Raw genomic sequence first — 19,631 nt, 5'->3', positions numbered from 1 at the left:
GAATGGCGGTGTAAATAATGAATATGAATGGATACCAGCAATATAAAGAGCAGTCAGTTAATACTATGACGCCGGGGGAGATGCTGAATCTTTTATTTGACGAATTGTTAAAGCGTTTGACAAGAGCGGATCTGGCTTTAGAAAAAAAAGACTATGAATCTTTTGAACAATCCATTCAGCGGTCAATTGATATTGTAACTTATCTAAAAAACACTTTAAATTTCAATTATGAGATTAGTGGAGAGTTGAAACGACATTACGATTTTTTCCTTTTTGAGTTCAGTAGAATTAAAGCAGGAAGAAACCGACAGGTCATTGCAGAGGTACGTCCTTTGATTGTTGATTTACGGGATGCATTTAAAGAAGCTCAGCGACTAAGTAGTTAAAATAAGGCTGGAGAGGTTATCCTCTCCAGCCATTTATCAATAAGACGAGTATTCAGGAGGCAGATATGGAAGATGAGATGCTGATGGAAATATTAAAAGAGATGCAAAAGAAATATCAATGTATTTCTGAAATAGAACGAATTACAAGGGATATTGGAGATGCATTGTCCAGAAACGACAGGACATCAGTTCAGATATTGCTTGGAATGCGTCAGGATGAGATGGATAAAGCTGATATCAATGAGAGAAATGTAATGCACCTGTTGTCTTATATGGCCCCTGGTGAAGCGGATCAGATTGCCAGGTTGATTAATGGAGCGCAAGAGAATATACCTGATCACCCATTCATCAAGAAGCTGGCAGAAAAGGGCAATAGCATACGAATGCTGCTTCAGCGGACCATAGAACTGGACCGCCATATCAGCATACGTCTGGCAGGAAAAGATTCCTACTATCAAACATTACCTTGAAACATCGGGAAGGCCGATAGCCCACAGAGGGCCTCCATTAGAGGCGCGATGATTCAGCTCCTTTAAGATAATTCCAGGATCCCAATCCATGGATGTATTTCCATAGCTGTTAGGATCAGCAATTCTTACATTTCCATCCTCTGTCATGCGGGTTATAATTAGGAAATGCCCGCGCTGCGTAAAGTGCCCTCTGCCAACTAATGCCACTACCAGATGGCCGGAATTAAGAGCCTGCTGAATGCCATTTACCGAATAATCCCTAATAGGGGTCGCTTCTATTCCAAAGGCAGAAGAAGCGTGCTGTATTAAACAATGATAGGAGCCATCTCCTGGAGCCCAGCATCTATTAGAAGCTGCCCAGTTTGCTGCATCTGCCGGAAGCACCTGATTTCCAGTCAGGCTGGTAATTAACATTGCCATGATGGTAGGACCGCAGCCATAGATCGATAAGGAATCTTTTCCGCCCCAAAGATAATTTCCCCATCTGGAATCACCTTGATTATAGTACGTAAGAGGACCGGCCACACTACCTAGCATTACATCATATTTACCCTCTTGCGGAATCTCTGCTTCTTCAAAACCATTACCGATTAATTCCTGAGTAATGCTAGTTGGCTTTGTCAGTTCTGTACTTTGTGTATTAAGAGAAAATGATGTTGATAATGGAACGGTAGTTAAGAGCAGTGTTTTAAGCATGATATTATAAAATCCATTCACTGAATTCACCTTTTCTATCATAAATTTATATCCAAGTATACAATATCTATCGTACATTTCCATACTAAAGTTAAGATATTTATATAAAAACCGATATATAAGTGTAAGATGTAACCTTCTGCGCGTAACAATAGATGTTTTTAACTTGAATAAACAAAAGAGTGCATTCATCAAGATCATGTGATCATGAATATAATATGGAGATACATTAATACATGATTTGCTGATTAGGTTTGTACCTTCGCAATAAAGGATGGAAGTGTGTAATGAGAAAAGGATACGAGGAACGATACTTAATAACCATACTATCTTCTGTTATGAATCAAAAGACAACACCTGAGCCAATGCGCCAGCTGGACTGGGAAAAGATGTTTCGGCTTGCGGATTTTCACCACGTTGCTCATATCATTCATTACGGAATTTTGGGATTAGATGAGATAATCCCTCAATCTGTACGCAATCGTTTTTTTGAAAAATATTTAGAAGCAGTCCACCGTACAAATCGATTAAGAAAGGTGGAAAAGCAGCTTAGATCATTGCTGGAGCGGGAGAAAGTTAATTGCTTTTTTATAGATTATTCGGAGAATGTTAAAAGCTATCCCATTGAAGAAATGTGCTGCCAGGAATATATTGAAATTGGTTCCGATAAGAAAGGTACAGAAATAATCGCAAATAAACTGCGAATCCGAGATTTTATGGAAAGACCACAGGATGAAGAAGGCTATCTCTATTACCGGATACCAGGTATTAAAGTGTTTTTCTATAATTATAATATTTTTTTAAGCAGACCCATGCGAAAGTTCTATAAGATGATGTTACGTGCGATACCATGTAAAGAGGGATACAAGTATGTCAAAGAAATGAATCCTAATGACCAATATCTCTTTTATATGTGTAGATTGACAGATCGCTATGCTAAAGGCGAAATCAGCATGAACCAGATTATAGATTTCTGGTTTTTTTATAAACGTTATGCAGAAGAGTTCTCCTGGAAATATATTTATGAGCGATTAAAAAAGTTAAAGATTGAAGCCTTTGCTGAAAAAATGGAGTATCTTGTACTTCGCTGGTTTGGAACTGGAGCCGGTGCAGACTTTACGGAAGTTTATGATGCCATGGAATCTTATATCTTATCAAAAGGGGAGGAAGGGAGAGAAGTCAGCTCTCAATTTCTTCCGCTTATTAAAACGGTAGCGGACTGTTATGCTCGTAATCGCCGGGCTGAACAATTTCAAAAACTATTGGAATGGACATTTCCAGATAGAGAATATATGGAGACTATTTATCCTGAGTTAGAGAGAGCTGGAGCTTTACTGCCCTTATTTTGGGTATTCAGGCTGGCACGGTACGGGTCACGATTATTCTATCATAGATTTTTTGAAAAATATTTTATAAAACCTATGAATAAGCTTAAAGGGTTCATTCAAAATATATCAATTGTCAGATTTGTATGGTTAAAACTTAGGGGATTTAAACAGAAGAATAGTGATATAGAGACAACTGCTGCAGAAGAAATAACAGTTAAAAACAGTGATACAGAACAAAATAGTAACAAAGAGGATATTAAAGAAGAAGCGGAGGAACTGAAATAATTTCAGTTGTCTCCGCTATCTTTTTTTATTTTTAATAATTCATTTATTTTAGATATTGATCCTGGGCTCAGAGAGACGGCTGCAGCTTCCTTATTTGCAGAAGCTGCCTCAATCAATTCTGAACGTAGTATAGAAACATCTCTAGGAGCATCAATAGCAAGTTTTACCCAGTCATTTCCCATATCCAGAACAGTGATACTGATATTATCGCCAATCTTAAGTTCCTGACCTTTTTTTCTTTGAAGGATAAGCATGTTATTTCTCCTTTTTTACGAAATCTTTCACTGGATGGCGAAATTTATAAAGTACGTTATCTAAAATAACCTGACGAGCTTCTCTGGTATCTGTATTTACAGCGATAGGACATTTTAAATTTACTGTACTATTTTCCATAGATTCATGTATGACACAGATAACATAGTATGAAATATTGTCTTCATTATAAGAGACATCTAATAGCTTTTTATCCTCATCTGATAATACAGGCATATATTCTGCATAAAGCTGAAAGGGATTCATGAGTATAAAAGAGATGGAGGCATCTTCTACAGACTGAAGAGAGATAAGGGCATCACTGTTATCCTCAAAAGCTAAAGGTACGTAATATTTTAAATCAGCAAAGCCAAATAGCCCATCAGGAAAATGGATGAACTCTTTCTCTGAACAAGAAATGGTACCAAAATATTGTGTTTTGATTTCCATAGAAACCTCCGGGATTAAATTATGCTAGCACATCTACTGGAGAGTGATTAAAAAAATCTGCAGCACTGGGTGGAACATACATAGGTCCGCCAGTATACTCAATTTCTACATCTGGCATTTGGGTAATGGAGATAGAAACATCACCAGGGATAAACTCAAAGTCGCCATTTGCGATTCTAAAGTCAAAATTTAGTCGATCCATTTGATACCGCATATTTAAATCAGGATTGGACCATTCTATTTCCGGACCTGTGGTAGGCAGGAAAGTTAAGCCAAAGTCTCCGGTTGGCACTTGAGCACGCTGCTGATTGATGATATCTAGAGCATTCGAAATATTTGGGTCTAACAACATAGCACTCTCCTCTGCATAGGCTGCGGTAGCTTCTTGAACGGCCTGTCTGCCCTCCTGGGCGGATCGACGAACGCTTTCCATTGTAGTGGGACAAACGGAATTTCGAGCATTATAAGTATCTAATTTTACTTTAATGGGACGGCTTTCCATCTCAAAGCCGCCTCTTTCTCTGGAAGCCACCATTTCAGCCTTTGAATTTGAATATTCTAACCGGGCTTTTGTAATCGTAAGTTCATACTTAATAGGTATGGTGGTTATTTTTAATAACGGTTCCATAGAATTACACCCCCAATCAAGACTATTTCATGAAATCAATAAACGATGGTGACAGGATAGAAGTACCTACTTTCAGTGCTGCATTATATGCGTATTGATTCCACATATAATCCGTAATTGCCTTTGCCATATCAATTCCTTCTACATTCTCCATCTGCTCCTGGAGAGAAATATCTGTATTCTCCAGACGATCTTTTGTTGTAGTCAGGAATTCAGATTTAACGCCTAGTTCTGTAATTTGGTTTAAGATTCCTGTACTTACGTTCTCAAATTTAGCGGATAATTTTTGGTAAGCCTGAGCGTCAAAGGTCTCTGCACTAAGTAAATCAGCCATCTGACCGGTTAATACTATAGCATTGTTGCTCATGTCGTCACTGTCTTTTCCATAACCAATAGCATTGATACCTGGCAGAGACATATTAAATGCACTGGAGGGAACAACTTTGTTGTTTTCATCAAGAGATAGTCCCATACCCAAATCAACATAGAGTTTTTCTGTGGAAAGTCTGTCTAATGAATTCTTATCTGCAGTACCAATAGCGGCATCTACATTAATACCGCGATATGTCAGCGTTCCGTCGTCAGCTAAGTTAAAAGGCGGATTTTTCCCGTCAGAGCCTGCGAATAAAAACGTATCCTCGTAACTAGAATTAAGGCTTAATATCATTGATTTTTGAAATTCTCTTAAAGCTGAAGCATACCCTTCTCTGACTTCTAATGTTTGATTGGTACCATTCATAGCTTGGATGCCGTAATCCTTATTAATGGTTTTTAGCATATCAGATATCTGTCGCAGGGCATCTTCCTGTCCATCCTGTCTGGATTGAACGTCGTTTAACATACTTAAGTTATCCTGGTTCGCATAATACTTGCGGTGTAATTGGGAAGCTCTTGCAGCAGCACCTGGATTTTCAGCCACAGAATTAAAGCTGCGCTGAGTCATTACCTTTGTTCTTGAGCTATTTAATGAATTTATTGTTGTAGAAAGATTATTTTTATAATTTCTTAAAATTGCGTTAGTAGTAATTCTCATATCAGTTCCTCCTATCGGCCAACCATACCAGTGTTATTAATGAGTACATCCAGTGCCTGGTCAAGAGTAGTCATTAAACGAGCAGCAGCTGTATAAGACCTCTGAAACTGCATCAGGTTAATGCCTTCTTCATCAAGAGATACACCAGAAACAGCATCTTTATTATTAGATGTTTCTGATAATACAGAAATATGATTATTCAGGATAGCGGTATTTGCTGAGCTATCGATACCCTGCATGTTCTCCATATTAGAATAGCACTGGGAGAAGTTACCATTATAAAAAGAAATGGTTTCCGTATGGGTATTTCCTGATAAATCAGTTTTCGTATAATCATATTTAAACTCACGGCTGTCTGTTAGCGATTTAATCATTAGTATAATGTTATCGCTAGCTGTTGAACCTGCATTTGAATCATGAGAGGAGATAATATGTATACTGCCATTCATCCAGTCATCTGATATTTTAATATTGCCTGCAGTAAAAATATTGCTGCCATCAGATGTTTTAAATAAGTCAAAATTCTTAACATTCACAGGGTTGGCAGAATAAACCAAACTATCAATATCATTATTTGCTGTGGTTTTAATACTATTAGAAGTTATAACTTCGTTTACTGATAAGAAAGATGAACTAGTCCATGTGAGTTTTTTGCTGCTCTCATTATAACTCCAGTTACCAGCGAGACTAATGCCATTAACATTAAATTCTGTTTCTGGTAATTTATCTGCTAGGTTTTTAAGACTATCCTCTATGGTATCTCCAAGAAGAATCGTACCGTTGCTTCCATCCCCAAACGTGTAGTTCTGACCATTGACATTAATTATTTCGTGTTTTAGGAAATTACCTTTTGCATTGCTAAAATTATAAACATATTCCGCATGATTTGAGCCATTGCCAACCATTTGCTCTGCAGAACCTTTGGAAGGAGCACTTGTAACTCCTGTATAAGGAACTGTATTCTGATTCAGCGCATTAAATGTTTTTGCAAAGGTCTGAACAAAAGCGTCAAAGGATTTCTCGTAGTATCCAATTCCTCTGTAATCACTTGCAGGATCATCTAGTTCTCCTGACTTGTTTAACATATCAATCGTACCTTTAAGTGTTCCTTCTTTTAAAGAATCGGTTATGTTTGTTTTTAATGCTGAAACATCTGCATAAGAAGGAAAATCAGATGCTGGTATCAGATTTATAGATACGGTTCCATCCTCGACTCCCTGGGAATTTTTATTTCTTTCTACAGAGAGAGAAGCGTAGTTTTCTCCATGATAACCTGCGGTTAAATTATATGTAACTCCATTGGAACCATTTAATTTTACTACAGGGTAGTTATACTTGGCTCCGTCAGATATCTGCACTTCTTTATAAGATACGCTGATGGGAATATAGCCGGCAAGTTCATCCAGCTTGTTATTTCTCTCATCCATCATCTCAAGCGCCGGATTTCCCAGCATCTGGCTTTTCCAGATTGCATCATTTAATTCACCAATGTCAGATAATAAGCTGTTTACAGCTGGTAAACTGGTTTTTTCCAGACCGCTTATGGTTTCTTCCCGTGTGCTCTTTAAATCTGCACTTTTTTGATGGATATAATTCATTAATACCTGACTGCGAGAACGTACAATACTGTCAAACTCACTGCTGTTTGCATTGGCAGACAACTTGTCCAAGCTGCTGCTCAAATCACTAAGGGCAGTCTTTAAAGCATTTTTATCTGTCTCATCAAATATATCGCCAAGCTGATCTAAAACAGCCTGACGTGCGTCAGCTGTTCCGACTTTTGCTACCTGGTTTCGATACTGTACATCCAAAAATGGATCACGGATCTGAGATACATTAGTGGTTTCTACACCATATCCAATCTTTGAACTTGGATTGCTGCTGTATAGATCCCCGCCTCTTAAATTCAGGCTGACTAAATCCACCTGCTGCTTGGTGTATCCTACCGTATTAATGTTAGCAATATTCTGACCGGTTACGTCAAGTGATCTCTGGCTGGCAGCCATAGCCAGGCGGGCAGTGGTAAAACCGGCAAAGGTTGATCGTGTCATATTTGTCCCCCCCATAGTTTATTATCTGGTGTTGTTCCATTTTGGGAATTGTTAATAGCTTTATTGATCATGTGAAGATTTACTTCAATCATGGTACGTGCACTGTCATTGATATCCTGGAAAAGACGGACATGGTCGGTAAGAGTATTGAACATGTTTTTTAACATATCATGTTCACTTCCAGTCGTTTTTGATAGAATCTCCTGGAAGGTACAGCCTTCAAAGCCCATCTTTTCCTGGCAGAGTTCACGTTTCCGTTCAAGACCTCTCAGCTTTAAGATAGCTGCCTGTTCTTTGTTCATGCAGTCTTCTACATGAGTAATACGATTCTTTTTGGCTGCTTCCAGTTTTGTCTGTTCAATCTGTATCAGTTCCTGGAATAACTCAGTCAAACCTTCGATTACGGTAATAAATTCATTCATATTCATTAGGCTCCTTTGTATAGAAGAATCTTCTCGGCTAACTTATTGGCATCTACCTGATAAGTTCCATTCTCAATTCTCTGCTTTAAAAGATCCAGTTTTTCCTCCGAAGCTGGCTGCTTTATCTCTTTTACCATAAGATTTTTCAGAGTAGAAGCGAACTTCGAGTCTATTTCTTCCGGTGATGCAGAACGGATTGTGATTTCATCATATTTGTTTTTTGAGGATTCCGAAGCGGTTACTGCGGAAGTATCCTGACTTTGTCGTATCATGGATGTATTATATAGCGTACTATAATAGTTCGGTGAAATACGCATTTAACGACTCCTTTCTAAGAGCTTATATACCAAAGGTTCTATTTATATTATCGTCATAAGTAAAAAAATATTAACTTTGGATTCAGTAATTTCTTATACTAAAGTGAATATAAATGTTTCAGCAACACATTGGAAATATTAGCACAGGAAGTCTGAGTGACCACAGCTCCAATATTATAGGCCACCATAGGCATTCCGTATACAACACAGCTTTCTGCGTCCTGCCCTATGGTAAATGCACCTTTTTTCTTCATACTGAGAAGACCATCAGCACCATCGCGTCCCATTCCAGTCATAATAATTCCAACAGAATTTGGTCCCGCCGTATCCGCTATGGACTGAAAGAGAACATCTACAGAAGGGCGGTGGCCGCTTACCTTTTCTCCGGAATAACAGCTTACGGAATATCGGCTTCCTACACGCACTACCTTCATTTGTAAATCACCAGGAGCAATAAGCACTTGTCCTCTTTCTATGATATCTCCGCTCTGAGCCTCTTTTACATTCATCTGACAAAGACGGTTTAAACGGTCCGCGTACATTTTTGTAAATCCCTCGGGCATATGCTGAGTCACCACTATCCCCGGAGTATCGGCGGGAAGGTTTTTTAATACCTGCAAGGTTGCCTCGGTTCCGCCAGTAGATGCCCCAATTCCTATAACTGTATTATAAGCATTCAATGAAAATGGCCTCCCACTGTTTAATGTATTTTTCGGAACCACAGGTGCTGTTTGCGGTACCTTAATCTTAGCCCGGGAGGCAATAAATATTTTACTCATTAATGTGTTTAAAAAGGTACTGGAGGAATTTCCAGTCGTCATATCCGGCTTCCGGACAAAATCCACAGCTCCTGCGGAGAGAGCTTCAAATACATTCAAATTAAGAGAAGAAACTAAAATCACTGGTACGGCATAAATTGGCAACAGTTTTTTTACAAAATCAATTCCATTTAACCGGGGCATCTCCACATCTACGGTAACCACGTCAGGTTTTAAGAGAGGAATCTTTTTTTCGGCATCAAAAGCGTCAATCGCATAGCCAATGACTTCAATATTCGGATTTTTGGAAAGATTATCAATCAACACCTTGCGAAACAGCAAGGAGTCATCTACGATAAGAACACGGATTTTTTCGTTCATATTTTACTCCATTCTTGGCAGGTAATAGACACAGCCAGGCTGATGTAAGTTTTACATTTTCCTGATATTTAATTTTAAATCTGTGTAATATAAAATCCATTTACCGATACATCGCAGCAGTAAATAGATTTTATATTAAACAGATTATTCTTTTCGATAGGTAGCTGGCATTATATACTTGAAAGGAGTCTTTTCTTTATTAATGGTCTCAGAATGACCAATGAGTAAATAGCCTCCCGGCGCAGCTGCATCATAAAAACGCTGAATCAGGCCATCTTTTGTATTCTGATCAAAATAGATCATGACATTTCTGCAAAAAATCACATCAAATTTCAGACGAAACCGAATGGGGTCCATTAAGTTAAAGGTCTGAAAAATAACATTGGATTTAATCGCAGGAGAAACGGAATAAATACCTGGCTCTGCAGTTTTTACAAAATACTTGGATTTCCAGGAAGGAGATAAGTTCTTCAATGACTCTTCATCGTATACTGCCTGCTTTGCTGCATTTAATGCATTCTGCGATATGTCAGTAGCAAGAACCCTGGTATCCCAGAGGGCGGCCTGCGCCCCCAGGGATTCTTTTAATAACATTGATATTGTATAAGGCTCTTCTCCAGAAGAGCAGCCAGCACTCCATATGCTTAGAACTTTATTCTTTTTTGTACTTAAGAGGTAAGGAAGAATGGTATCCCGAAAGAAATTAAAATGAGCTTCCTCCCTCATAAAATAAGTATAATTTGTTGTAAGCTTATTCAGCATTACTTCCAGATCAGCTGGATTCTTAGAAGAGGTTACGTGGTCTATGTATTCTGTAAAAGAAGAATAGCCCATAGTAATGATTGTATTTGATAGCCGTCCCATAATCAGCTGCATCTTTTTTGACAAGTCAATTCCATAGTTTTTTTTCACGAACTGAACCAGCCGTGTGAAGTCTTGCTGTGAAAGTGTTAACATTGAAAGGCCGTCCTTTATGAGTTATTAACTAAAGTTACACAATCCATAAGCAGAACAACATTGTTGTCTGGCATGGATATCATACCACTTACCAGTTCTTCCCGGTTGTTAGCAGGAACAGAGGAAATCTGAGAATAATCAATGTCCAGAACCTGCTCGACTGCGTCAACAATGATTCCGATAAAGACAGAATCTACATTTAATACGATCACGCAGGTGGTGTTGGTATATTCAATCTCAGATTTTCCAAGTCTTAAGCGGATATCAATAATAGGAACGATCTGTCCTCTTAAGTTGATGATTCCCTTTACATAATTAGGCATCATCGGCATGGTGGTAATTGCATGGTTCGTGATGATCTCTATAATATAGTTTGTGCTTACTCCAAAAATCAGGTTATCTGTGCGGAACGTAAGGTACCGCTCCGTGGCTTCAGAGCCAGACATAGTAGTTTGAGTATTCTCTGCTGACATTTGTATTCCTCCAATTCCAATTAGTATTGATTGTGTGCTGCAGCATACAGATTTAAAACGTCTAAAATGATGCTGATATTACCATCACCCAGGATAGTACAGCCGCAGATTCCTGAATTTTTAATGTTAAAGCTATTTAAATAAACTGGAAGCGGTTTTACAACTACCTGCTGTTCTCCAAGCAGATCATCAACAAACAGGCAATAGGACTTGTCACCGGATTCTACCCAAACAAGGATTCCATCTTCAATATTCGTGATTTCTGTATTAATATTATAGAGGGTATGTATACGAATAATTGGATAGAACTGATTCATACATTTGATGATCTCGTTCCCCTCAGTATCGTAAATAACGTCTTCGTTCTTAACCTTAAAGGACTGACGGATGTTAGCAATCGGAATGGTAAATACAGATTTGCCTACAGCGATTTCCATACCATCTACAATTGCCATGGTAAGAGGAATCTTTAAAGTCGTACACATTCCTTTTCCTAATTCACTTGTAACAGTAACGGTACCGCCTACTGCCTCTACATTCTTCTTAACAACGTCCATACCAACACCACGGCCGGAATATTCCGTTACCACTTCGTTGGTAGAGAAACCAGGTGCGAGAAGAAGAGCAAGGATTTCCTTTTCAGTGTATTCGTTTTCCGGCTTTGTAAGAATGCCATTCTTTTTGGCCTTTGCAAGAACGCCGGCAGGGTCTACTCCGTGACCATCATCTTTAATAGAAATAATAACTTCGTTGGTAGTATGACTGGCGGAAAGAATAATCTCTCCCTGAGGATTCTTACCAGCTTTAATACGTTCCTCTGCGGTTTCTTCAATTCCATGGTCCATGGAGTTACGAACGATATGCATAATAGGGTCGCCGATGCTGTCTACTATGGACTTATCAACTTCGGTATTCTCGCCAACGATTGTAAGGCGAACGTCCTTTTTCAGCTTTTGCTTCATATCTCTGACAATTCGGTTCATCTTCTGGAATACACCGGATACCGGTACCATGCGCAGGGACATAACGATATCCTGAAGATCATCTGTGAGCTTGCGAAGCTGTCTGGTTGCCTTTAAAAAGTTATCCATGTTTTTTAAATTCTGAATGTCAGGAGATGAGGTCACCATAGATTCTGTGATAACGATTTCACCAACAATTGCAACAAGATTGTCAAGCTTAGCCAGATTTACACTGATTAAATTCTGCTTATTTGGTGTCTGATGTCCGGAAGCAGCAGCAGGAGCGCTTGCAGCAGCACTTTCCCGTACGGCAGGAGCAGTGGCAGCTGGTGCCTGAGCTTCATCAGCGGCGGCATTTTTAACACGAACATTTTCTATCAGTTCATAAGAGCGGATATTATTTAAATTACTTACCTGGGTAATGGCAGATTCTGCATCATTTTTAGATTCAAAGGTCAAAAAGAAACCTTTCTCAATAATGGTTGCGCAGGTCTGACTGTTTGTTTCGATATCAGACGGATAATAGTTAAATTCTAGTCCGGATTCCTTCAGTGCACTTATAAGCATAAATGCTCTTAAGTTTTCCATTCCACAGCCTTCATCAAAAAAGAGGCGGAGGAAGAAAGCAGCATTGTCATCTGGACATTCAGCCAGATCCATCCGGATTTCGTCTAAATTAGCGGCCTGGACAGCAGGGGCGGAGACCTTTTTTGGCTCTTCGGGCTTTTTTTGCTCAGGAGCTTTCTCGCTTTTAGCTTCGGCATCCTTTTGTGTGTTATCCTTACTGATTTTTTTCAGGAAGCTATTAATTTCCTGAGTTAGATTGTCGACATTATCACTAAGTGGTTCATTGTTTTCTACCTTTGAAACCTCTGCTCTAAGCATATCGGTAGAACGGAACATTAAATCAAAAAGGGTGCTCTTGTGGGAAATGTCAAGAGAATCCAAACCATTCTCACGAATAAAGAAGAATAAATCTTCAATGTGATGGGCAATCTGCATCAGGGAAGAAAACTCCATCATAGCAGAGGAACCCTTGACGGTGTGCATGATACGAAAGATTTCGTTTACATCGTCCACCGTAAAATCTCCTGCTTTTTCGGCTTCTATCAGGAGTTCATCCAATTGCTCCAGAAGGGAATTGGTTTCAAAGAGATACATATCAAGCATATTATCCATGCCGTTATCCATAATATTTACACCGCCTTGTCTAATTAGTATATATCTATTTATCGGTATGGTTGTTTAAAAAATAATAGCAAATAGAAGAACGTTTGGAAAAAAATGTATGATTTACCACATAGATGGAGGCATAATATGGCAGATGTTTTAAAAGTAACAACACCGCTATCAGGTTACGATAATTCAACCATTAAAAACAATCCCCAGGCAGGTCAGGGACCCCAGATACAGAACCCAGTGGATCCCTCCAGAGTGACAAGGGGAGACAACAGGACCAATGCCGGAGGAAATGGAGAGCAGCAGCTGGCATTTCAATACAGATCCAATTTTGGTTCATTTCTCAACATGGTTCGAAATATTCCGGATCTTTCTAAGATTTTTACGGACATATTTTTCCAGGGAGAGGAGATGCTTACCGGAGGAGTAATGGGGCAGGAAGCTGCAGAGCGGATTGCTGCATTTTTTAAAGCTGCCCAGATGAACGAGGAAGACATTCTGCCGTTCTTAAAAGAGCAGGCAGAATCCAATGTGAAATTCAGCGGTGGATTATTCGATCAGCTTAGAATGGTAATGGCTGATACAAATTCTGTGGATTTAAAATCAGACGTCCTTAATTTTATTCGGAAATTTAATGACATGTCATCTGGAAAGCATATTCTTGGTGACATTTTCCGTACATTAAGGGAGATGGAAAGTTATGTTTATAAGCAGACCAGAGAACAGATCCAGGAGATGTTAAAAGAACTGGATATGTTGGCGCAGGAAGGAGATACCTCAAAAAACAGTGCTCTTCTGAAAGATAAGATTATGCCGTTCCTTGGGCGATATATCTCTGCCAACCATGATATGGGTACCATAAGAGATAAGATTTCCATGCTGACTGTACTGATTTCCAGATATGAAAACGGAAACAGGGAAGAGGTCTTACAGGCATTTCAAAGGCTGACGGGATATCAGGGCTTCCGCAAATATTTTGGTACCGTGACCATGGACCAGTTCAGCAGCCTTCTCGATCAGGTGGATATGGATCAGGCGGCAGGTAAAAATGAGTGGTCCGAAAAGTTTCTGGATTTTCTGCGCACAGGGGTAAGCGGAGGAACCGGACTTGAAAATAAACAGACCTTTTTAAACATGATGAACTCCATGATACTCAATGAAAGTGTATATATGCCCCTCATACATCTAGCCTTTCCATTTAACATCAATGGCAAGAAGCTATTCACAGAAATGTGGATTGATCCAGATGAACAAGGCAGCAGCACACAAGCAGGCATAAATCGAGTATCCAGAATTTTCGTGAAATTTGATATCCGTGAGCTGGGCCAGTTTAAATTGCTGCTGGTCTATGGAGGAGACGCATCCTCTCTCCAGCTATATTATCCGGAACGGATGCAAAGATCAGAGGGGGCGATTCAAAAAGGGATGAAGGCCATACTCGAGCAGCACCATTTACGGATTGATAACCTGTATCTCCAGGCAGGCGGAGGTCCCAATTCTCCTGTGGAGGTATTTCCTAAAATACAGGAAAGGAAGAATTCAGTCGATGTCAGAATTTAAAAACACATTAAACAAAAAAGCAGTTGCGATTAAATACGATGAAAATAAAAATGCTGCCCCTGTCATCGTTGCTTCCGGAATGGGTTATATGGCAGAACGAATCATCGAGACCGCCAACGAAAGCGGTGTCCCGGTGTATGAGGATAATTCCCTTGCGACGATTCTGACTCAGCTAGAGTTGGGAGCTAAAGTTCCGGAAGAGCTATACCAGGCAATTGTAGATATTTATTTATATTTTTTAGACTATGTACCAGACATCAAGGAAAAATTGTTGACAGAAAACTCCGATGATTCAAACACTGACGAAATTGAATCACCTGAGACGGAGGAATAAAATTATGTTTATGGAATGTAAAAAAGCCTGCATCTATTCATTTGCAGGCTCATTGCTTGCGCAAGTAGAAGTCATGAATGGTGACAAGGAGGTCATGGAGCTGGTCATAGATGAAAATGATATATGGAACATCAGTGGTGAGACCATGATCGAATTTTATGATGGCAAACAGGGCCTTGTGACCTGCAAATGCAGGATTTCAGGAATGACAAAGCTACCGGATCAGCCTGCTTATCGTGCCACCTGCAAGGTAGTGAAAATGGTCAGCGAAAATGAAAGGCGACAGGCATTGAAGGTCAGAATAGAGCAGCCTGTAACCATAGAAACATCAGGAGACAGCGGCACTCTTTTACATATCCAGGCAGAGATAAAAGATATCAGTGTTGGGGGCGTAGGCTTTGAGTCAAAAGAAAACCTTATGGAAAACCAGCCTTTTTCTTTCCTGATCAACACCAATTACGGCTGCGTCCGTCTAAAAGGCTATGTAGTATGGAAGAAAGATGTTTCAGAAATGGAGGAGAATATAGGCTATCGCTATGGTGCTCAATTTCTGGAAATGACTCCTCATCAGGAATCTATGATTAAAAAATTCACTCTCTCTGAGCGGCTGAAAAAGCAGTAATATCCGTTGACGGCTTATGTTCCATACCAAACATGACGATAGGAATTATATACTGTAATTTATTAAGTCAGCAAAGAAAAGGAGTGATTAGATGAAGAAGCGGACAATGGCCATGGTGATATTGACGGCCTTTTGTTTGTGCTTGATACCAGAAAAAGTAATGGCGACGGATGCGATTAATTCAGTCAGCATTAAAGTAGGTCTTAATATTGAGGCAGGGGACCGCCTGCCGGATATACAGATTGATAAGACAAGTGCAGACTGCTATGTAACAGCTGGAAGCAAGGAGTATAAGGTGACAGAGGCAGCGTGGGTAACATCCACCTCAAAAGATATGACGATTGGGGAGGAACCCAAGATGAATGTTACTCTGACCCCATCGAATGAGTCCGATGCTTACTTTAAATCATCCTATGAAGCCACCAAAATCAAAGTAAATGGAGGTTCCTATGTCAGTGCAAAGCGCCAGGGAAGCGATTTAGTCGTTACACTGCGTGCCAAAGCAATCAAAGGACTTTATGCAGAACCTGAAGATGTGGGCTGGAAGGACACAAGACTCGGTTTGGCAGTCTGGTCCAAGGGAGATAATACTTCCGGTGCCTACGAAGTATGGCTCTATCAAGGAAAGAAAATTATATATAAAAAGGAGCAGGTAACTGCGACTACCTATAATTTTTATCCTTACATGACAGAAGAAGGAACCTATTCCTATAAAATCCGTTCCATACCGTTTAAGCAGGATGAATTAAAGAACGGCAAAAAAAGTAACTGGGTAGAATCCGATGAGCTTGTCATCAGAGACCGGGATGTGTCTGATGGAACAGGCAAGGAAGCTGACCGTAAAACAGATGGTACAGCAAGCACTGAGCCGAAAAGCGGCTGGGAACAACAGTCAGGTGTCTGGTTTTACCGCCATAAAGACAGCACTCTTCAGGTCAATTCCTGGATGGCACTTGATAATGTATGGTACCGTTTTGACCAGAATGGTAAGATGGTAACCGGCTGGTTTATCTTAGATTCCGATATTTATTATTTAGATGCCAATGGAGCCATGTTGACTGGCTGGCAGAAGATTAATAATGTCTGGTACTATTTCTATCCTGATAACGGCCATGAGGGACCTCAGGGAGCCGCTGCTGTCAATTGGCAGGTAATCGATGGCTATACCTATTTCTTCAGCAATCAGGGAGCGATGCAGAAAGGCTGGATCAATCAGGCCGGAAGATGGTATTATTTAAATGCCATACCTGCAAATCTTGAAGGTGTTATGATGAAAGGTCTTTTTACACGGGAAGAAAAGACTTATTATACAGGAGAAGATGGAGTAATGGCTACCGGCTGGCAAAAAGTGGATGGTTATTGGCGCTACTTTAACCAGGATGGAAGCATGGCAGTGAAAACCACAGTGGACGGATATCTGATCAATGAGGAGGGAGTATGGGAACAATGATAAGAAAAGAAGGAATGAAACCATATTTTATATTATTATCCCTACTGGCTGTTATGATGATCATTCTGCCCCCTCTAAAGGTTCAAGCTGCTGAATCCATTGTAATCCGCAGCCTAAATCTGACCTTTAAGAGCCAATTCGGCGATGAAGAAATTCTCATGCCTGAGATTACAACCACAACCTCAGGAGTTACCATTCAGGATACTCTATGGAAGAGGGATATCAGTAAATGGAAAGCGGCTTCCAATGAGAGAGTCAGTGTGATTTTGACTTCAGATACTATGATTTTTGCAGAATCCTATAACCGTTCTGAGCTAAAAGTGACCGGAGCCAAATTTGTTTCAGCCAAAGCTTTGGATAATAATACTCTTGAGGTTAAAGTTGATTATGTACCAGTAGTGAAATTAGGAAAAACCGCTAAAGCTGGCTGGAGCGACAGCAAGAAGACGAAAGCTGTATGGAAAAAAGTTGAATTCGCCACCGGTTATCAGGTAGCGCTTTATGCAGACGATAAGCTAAAAAAACGTATTTCCGTCCAGACAAACATAGCAGATCTTTCTGAACTTATGGACAAGAACGCAGTTTATTACTATGAAGTTCGTGCAATCGGATTTACTGCCGATGATCGAAAGTATATGAAAGAAGGAGATTATGTAACTTCTGACGATACTATCATGGAGTATGAAGGAGATACCACCGGAGCGTGGAAGGGAAATACTTATAAGCAGGAAGATGGCGGTGTACCAAGAAACAGCTGGAAGCAGATTTTAAACGACTGGTATTATTTCGATGGGAATGGAACTCGTCAAACCGGTTGGTTGCAGTCAGGACAAAGGTGGTATTATTTAAACCCTGCTGATGGCAAACTAATGACTGGCTGGCAGCAGATTGATGGTAAATGGTATTATCTAAATACCCAGGGTGGAGAGATGATGACAGGCTGGGTAGAAATTCAACCGAAAGTCTGGTATTATTTTCATATAGATGGAAGTATGGCATACCACACGAATATAGGACAATACTGGGTAGATGCTTCTGGAAAATGGATTTCATAATTGCCTTAAAAGGCGGGAGGAATATATTTTGGCAACAATCGACCAGCTAAAACTGTCTGCCCTTACAGGAGCAGGGGTAGGACGTACAAACAATACAGCATCCAAATCCGGAAATGAATTTAAAAATGTACTGAAATCAATTGTAAACGCCCCTCAGAATCTTGAGGAGATCTTTAAAGAAGCCGCTAACAAATATGGAGTGCCTGAAAAGCTTTTAAAGGCAGTTGCCAAGGTGGAATCTAATTTCAACCCCTCCGCAACTTCAAAAAAGGGAGCAGCAGGTATCATGCAGTTGATGCCCGCAACAGCAAGATCCTTAGGAGTATCGGATCCATATGATGCCAAAAGCAACATCATGGGTGGAGCCAAATATTTAAAAGAACATCTGGAGCGGTTCAACGGTAACGTAGAACTAACTTTAGCAGCTTACAATGCCGGCGGTAATAATGTAAAGAAATACGGAGGGATACCGCCTTTCAAAGAAACTCAGGAGTACGTGAAAAAGGTAATAGGTTTTATGGGTAACGATGATTCATTAAAGACCGGTTCCTTATACTTTTCCAGCAACTCAAAATCCTCAGATAATTACGTGAATCAAACATCTTCCAATTATAATTCCTATTCCTCTCAGGGAATGACAGGAATCAATGAACTGTTTCAGACTCTGACGTCTCTCACTGGACAAGCTTCTGAATCAGATGGAAATTCACTGCTGGCTAATAAAACGAACTACCTCTATCTAATAGAGTTGATGAAGATGCGTATGCAGATGTCATCCCACAGCTTAGGAAATCAGGATAATACTCAGAATTCCACGAGCGGATTACTATAAATCATAAAAGGCCCTGGAATGCCATAAAAAACATTTCAGGGTCTTTCTATTATAACTATGACTTAAAACATCACCTATATACTCCTGATAATACCCGCTTTTTAATCTTCTTTATTCCTATATCTGTTTTACAGTCAATGAATTTTTAACAAATCTCAACAGAAGGTAATCTATTCCTGTTAACAACAACATAGTCTATGGTATTCTTTCGCTCTACAGATGCAATCCATATTTTAATCGAACAATCATTAGCTTACTCTCTAAAGGCCATAAAGTCTATTAGTTAGAACATAGGTTAATTATTTTAATCATAACTGTTTCGTTATTATTAGATTAAGGAAACAAGGTTCAGCACAGTATTATATATGTTTATAATAAAGATGGATAATTAAGATACGCATTCAAAAATTATATCTTTACCTATTTCGGGTCTGTACCTTATAATATCATTGCCATTGCCATTGCCATTGCCATTGCCATTGCCATTGCCATTGCCATTGCCATTGCCATTGCCATTGCCATTGCCATTGCCATTGCCATTGCCATTAAGTAAATATATATAATATAGAAGATTACGATCCAATTCCTCTGTATTATAGATTCTATTATTTCAGTGTCTAATAATATAAACTATTAATCTTGTAATTCTAGCATCTTCATTCCGTATTTTCATATCCAAGATTCCATAGATAACACTCCTACAATTAAATATAGTCTGTCTTTTTCCTAGTGTTCAATATAGACTTTTCC

General features: G+C 39.5%; 21 protein-coding genes. 9 read left to right on the top strand and 12 right to left on the bottom strand.

The window, feature by feature from the left end:
- The first annotated feature begins 17 nt into the window (after positions 1-17).
- Entirely contained in the window at positions 18-386 is a 369-nt protein-coding gene (gene fliS, locus T546_RS0117890; RefSeq protein WP_024837144.1) for a flagellar export chaperone FliS, read from the top strand.
- Between the two features lie 65 nt (positions 387-451).
- Positions 452-856 (top strand): hypothetical protein, encoded by a 405-nt coding sequence (locus T546_RS0117885; protein ID WP_026892802.1) that lies wholly within the window; start codon positions 452-454, stop codon positions 854-856.
- On the opposite strand, the gene T546_RS23935 is transcribed toward T546_RS0117885, so the two are convergent.
- Positions 848-1,594, bottom strand: coding sequence for a C39 family peptidase (locus tag T546_RS23935; protein ID WP_051629945.1), 747 nt, complete (start codon positions 1,592-1,594; stop codon positions 848-850). The genes T546_RS0117885 and T546_RS23935 overlap by 9 nt on opposite strands.
- Positions 1,595-1,890: 296 nt before the next feature.
- Between T546_RS23935 and T546_RS0117875 the strand changes: the two genes are divergently transcribed.
- Positions 1,891-3,165 carry a nucleotidyltransferase family protein gene (locus T546_RS0117875; RefSeq protein ID WP_166429836.1) on the top strand — a complete coding sequence of 425 codons (1,275 nt, stop codon included), beginning with the start codon at positions 1,891-1,893 and terminating at the stop codon, positions 3,163-3,165.
- Between the two features lie 2 nt (positions 3,166-3,167).
- Here T546_RS0117875 and T546_RS0117870 read toward each other — a convergent pair whose 3' ends face one another.
- The 11 genes from T546_RS0117870 to T546_RS0117820 all read right to left on the bottom strand — a co-directional run bounded on the left by T546_RS0117870 (position 3,168) and on the right by T546_RS0117820 (position 13,040).
- Positions 3,168-3,419, bottom strand: a complete 252-nt coding sequence (locus tag T546_RS0117870) for a carbon storage regulator (protein WP_026892800.1) — start codon at positions 3,417-3,419, stop codon at positions 3,168-3,170.
- 1 nt (position 3,420) lies between these two features.
- Positions 3,421-3,867, bottom strand: coding sequence for a flagellar assembly protein FliW (gene fliW / locus T546_RS0117865; RefSeq protein ID WP_026892799.1), 447 nt, complete (start codon positions 3,865-3,867; stop codon positions 3,421-3,423).
- Between the two features lie 19 nt (positions 3,868-3,886).
- Positions 3,887-4,495, bottom strand: coding sequence for a DUF6470 family protein (locus T546_RS0117860; protein ID WP_026892798.1), 609 nt, complete (start codon positions 4,493-4,495; stop codon positions 3,887-3,889).
- A 22-nt stretch (positions 4,496-4,517) separates the two neighbouring features.
- Entirely contained in the window at positions 4,518-5,528 is a 1,011-nt protein-coding gene (locus tag T546_RS0117855) for a flagellin N-terminal helical domain-containing protein (protein ID WP_026892797.1), read from the bottom strand.
- 11 nt (positions 5,529-5,539) lie between these two features.
- Complete coding sequence (locus T546_RS0117850; protein WP_026892796.1) at positions 5,540-7,579, bottom strand: flagellar hook-associated protein FlgK; 2,040 nt, start codon at positions 7,577-7,579, stop codon at positions 5,540-5,542.
- Positions 7,576-8,001: a flagellar protein FlgN gene (locus T546_RS23930; RefSeq protein WP_166429835.1), complete on the bottom strand. Its 426-nt coding sequence runs from the start codon at positions 7,999-8,001 to the stop codon at positions 7,576-7,578. The genes T546_RS0117850 and T546_RS23930 overlap by 4 nt, the downstream gene beginning before the upstream one ends.
- A 5-nt stretch (positions 8,002-8,006) precedes the next feature.
- Complete coding sequence (locus T546_RS0117840; protein WP_026892795.1) at positions 8,007-8,318, bottom strand: flagellar biosynthesis anti-sigma factor FlgM; 312 nt, start codon at positions 8,316-8,318, stop codon at positions 8,007-8,009.
- 98 nt (positions 8,319-8,416) lie between these two features.
- Positions 8,417-9,457 carry a protein-glutamate methylesterase/protein-glutamine glutaminase gene (locus T546_RS0117835; protein WP_026892794.1) on the bottom strand — a complete coding sequence of 347 codons (1,041 nt, stop codon included), beginning with the start codon at positions 9,455-9,457 and terminating at the stop codon, positions 8,417-8,419.
- Positions 9,458-9,601: 144 nt separating this feature from the next.
- Positions 9,602-10,414 (bottom strand): CheR family methyltransferase, encoded by an 813-nt coding sequence (locus tag T546_RS0117830; RefSeq protein ID WP_026892793.1) that lies wholly within the window; start codon positions 10,412-10,414, stop codon positions 9,602-9,604.
- A 14-nt stretch (positions 10,415-10,428) separates the two neighbouring features.
- Positions 10,429-10,887 carry a chemotaxis protein CheW gene (locus tag T546_RS0117825; RefSeq protein ID WP_026892792.1) on the bottom strand — a complete coding sequence of 153 codons (459 nt, stop codon included), beginning with the start codon at positions 10,885-10,887 and terminating at the stop codon, positions 10,429-10,431.
- Positions 10,888-10,907: 20 nt separating this feature from the next.
- Entirely contained in the window at positions 10,908-13,040 is a 2,133-nt protein-coding gene (locus T546_RS0117820; RefSeq protein ID WP_026892791.1) for a chemotaxis protein CheA, read from the bottom strand.
- Between the two features lie 126 nt (positions 13,041-13,166).
- Between T546_RS0117820 and T546_RS0117815 the strand changes: the two genes are divergently transcribed.
- From T546_RS0117815 to T546_RS24740, 6 genes are all read left to right on the top strand, one after another.
- The gene (locus T546_RS0117815) at positions 13,167-14,588 is read left to right on the top strand and encodes a hypothetical protein (protein WP_026892790.1); all 1,422 of its coding nucleotides are present in this window, start codon (positions 13,167-13,169) and stop codon (positions 14,586-14,588) included.
- Positions 14,575-14,922 carry an EscU/YscU/HrcU family type III secretion system export apparatus switch protein gene (locus T546_RS0117810; protein WP_026892789.1) on the top strand — a complete coding sequence of 116 codons (348 nt, stop codon included), beginning with the start codon at positions 14,575-14,577 and terminating at the stop codon, positions 14,920-14,922. The genes T546_RS0117815 and T546_RS0117810 overlap by 14 nt, the downstream gene beginning before the upstream one ends.
- Before the next feature lie 10 nt (positions 14,923-14,932).
- A complete protein-coding gene (locus tag T546_RS0117805; protein WP_166429834.1) occupies positions 14,933-15,544 on the top strand; it encodes a PilZ domain-containing protein in 612 nt (203 codons plus the stop codon).
- A gap of 91 nt (positions 15,545-15,635) precedes the next feature.
- Positions 15,636-16,994, top strand: a complete 1,359-nt coding sequence (locus tag T546_RS0117800) for an N-acetylmuramoyl-L-alanine amidase family protein (RefSeq protein WP_026892787.1) — start codon at positions 15,636-15,638, stop codon at positions 16,992-16,994.
- Positions 16,982-18,049, top strand: a complete 1,068-nt coding sequence (locus T546_RS23925; protein ID WP_051629941.1) for an N-acetylmuramoyl-L-alanine amidase family protein — start codon at positions 16,982-16,984, stop codon at positions 18,047-18,049. The genes T546_RS0117800 and T546_RS23925 overlap by 13 nt, the downstream gene beginning before the upstream one ends.
- A gap of 28 nt (positions 18,050-18,077) precedes the next feature.
- Positions 18,078-18,881, top strand: coding sequence for a lytic transglycosylase domain-containing protein (locus T546_RS24740; protein ID WP_330371955.1), 804 nt, complete (start codon positions 18,078-18,080; stop codon positions 18,879-18,881).
- Positions 18,882-19,631: the final 750 nt, after the last annotated feature.

It is taken from the genome of [Clostridium] aerotolerans DSM 5434, from assembly GCF_000687555.1.
Lineage (GTDB): Bacteria > Bacillota > Clostridia > Lachnospirales > Lachnospiraceae > Lacrimispora > Lacrimispora aerotolerans.
This window is presented reverse-complemented; position numbering and strand designations above follow the sequence as displayed.

What these genes read in the sequence shown, in the direction of transcription:
- fliS (WP_024837144.1), top strand. Translation starts at nt 18, where the DNA reads ATGAATATGAATGGATACCAGCAATATAAAGAGCAGTCAGTTAATACT.
- T546_RS0117885 (WP_026892802.1), top strand. Translation starts at nt 452, where the DNA reads ATGGAAGATGAGATGCTGATGGAAATATTAAAAGAGATGCAAAAGAAA.
- T546_RS23935 (WP_051629945.1), bottom strand. Translation starts at nt 1,594, where the DNA reads ATGATAGAAAAGGTGAATTCAGTGAATGGATTTTATAATATCATGCTT.
- T546_RS0117875 (WP_166429836.1), top strand. Translation starts at nt 1,891, where the DNA reads ATGAATCAAAAGACAACACCTGAGCCAATGCGCCAGCTGGACTGGGAA.
- T546_RS0117870 (WP_026892800.1), bottom strand. Translation starts at nt 3,419, where the DNA reads ATGCTTATCCTTCAAAGAAAAAAAGGTCAGGAACTTAAGATTGGCGAT.
- fliW (WP_026892799.1), bottom strand. Translation starts at nt 3,867, where the DNA reads ATGGAAATCAAAACACAATATTTTGGTACCATTTCTTGTTCAGAGAAA.
- T546_RS0117860 (WP_026892798.1), bottom strand. Translation starts at nt 4,495, where the DNA reads ATGGAACCGTTATTAAAAATAACCACCATACCTATTAAGTATGAACTT.
- T546_RS0117855 (WP_026892797.1), bottom strand. Translation starts at nt 5,528, where the DNA reads ATGAGAATTACTACTAACGCAATTTTAAGAAATTATAAAAATAATCTT.
- T546_RS0117850 (WP_026892796.1), bottom strand. Translation starts at nt 7,579, where the DNA reads ATGACACGATCAACCTTTGCCGGTTTTACCACTGCCCGCCTGGCTATG.
- T546_RS23930 (WP_166429835.1), bottom strand. Translation starts at nt 8,001, where the DNA reads ATGAATGAATTTATTACCGTAATCGAAGGTTTGACTGAGTTATTCCAG.
- T546_RS0117840 (WP_026892795.1), bottom strand. Translation starts at nt 8,318, where the DNA reads ATGCGTATTTCACCGAACTATTATAGTACGCTATATAATACATCCATG.
- T546_RS0117835 (WP_026892794.1), bottom strand. Translation starts at nt 9,457, where the DNA reads ATGAACGAAAAAATCCGTGTTCTTATCGTAGATGACTCCTTGCTGTTT.
- T546_RS0117830 (WP_026892793.1), bottom strand. Translation starts at nt 10,414, where the DNA reads ATGTTAACACTTTCACAGCAAGACTTCACACGGCTGGTTCAGTTCGTG.
- T546_RS0117825 (WP_026892792.1), bottom strand. Translation starts at nt 10,887, where the DNA reads ATGTCAGCAGAGAATACTCAAACTACTATGTCTGGCTCTGAAGCCACG.
- T546_RS0117820 (WP_026892791.1), bottom strand. Translation starts at nt 13,040, where the DNA reads ATGGATAACGGCATGGATAATATGCTTGATATGTATCTCTTTGAAACC.
- T546_RS0117815 (WP_026892790.1), top strand. Translation starts at nt 13,167, where the DNA reads ATGGCAGATGTTTTAAAAGTAACAACACCGCTATCAGGTTACGATAAT.
- T546_RS0117810 (WP_026892789.1), top strand. Translation starts at nt 14,575, where the DNA reads ATGTCAGAATTTAAAAACACATTAAACAAAAAAGCAGTTGCGATTAAA.
- T546_RS0117805 (WP_166429834.1), top strand. Translation starts at nt 14,933, where the DNA reads ATGGAATGTAAAAAAGCCTGCATCTATTCATTTGCAGGCTCATTGCTT.
- T546_RS0117800 (WP_026892787.1), top strand. Translation starts at nt 15,636, where the DNA reads ATGAAGAAGCGGACAATGGCCATGGTGATATTGACGGCCTTTTGTTTG.
- T546_RS23925 (WP_051629941.1), top strand. Translation starts at nt 16,982, where the DNA reads ATGGGAACAATGATAAGAAAAGAAGGAATGAAACCATATTTTATATTA.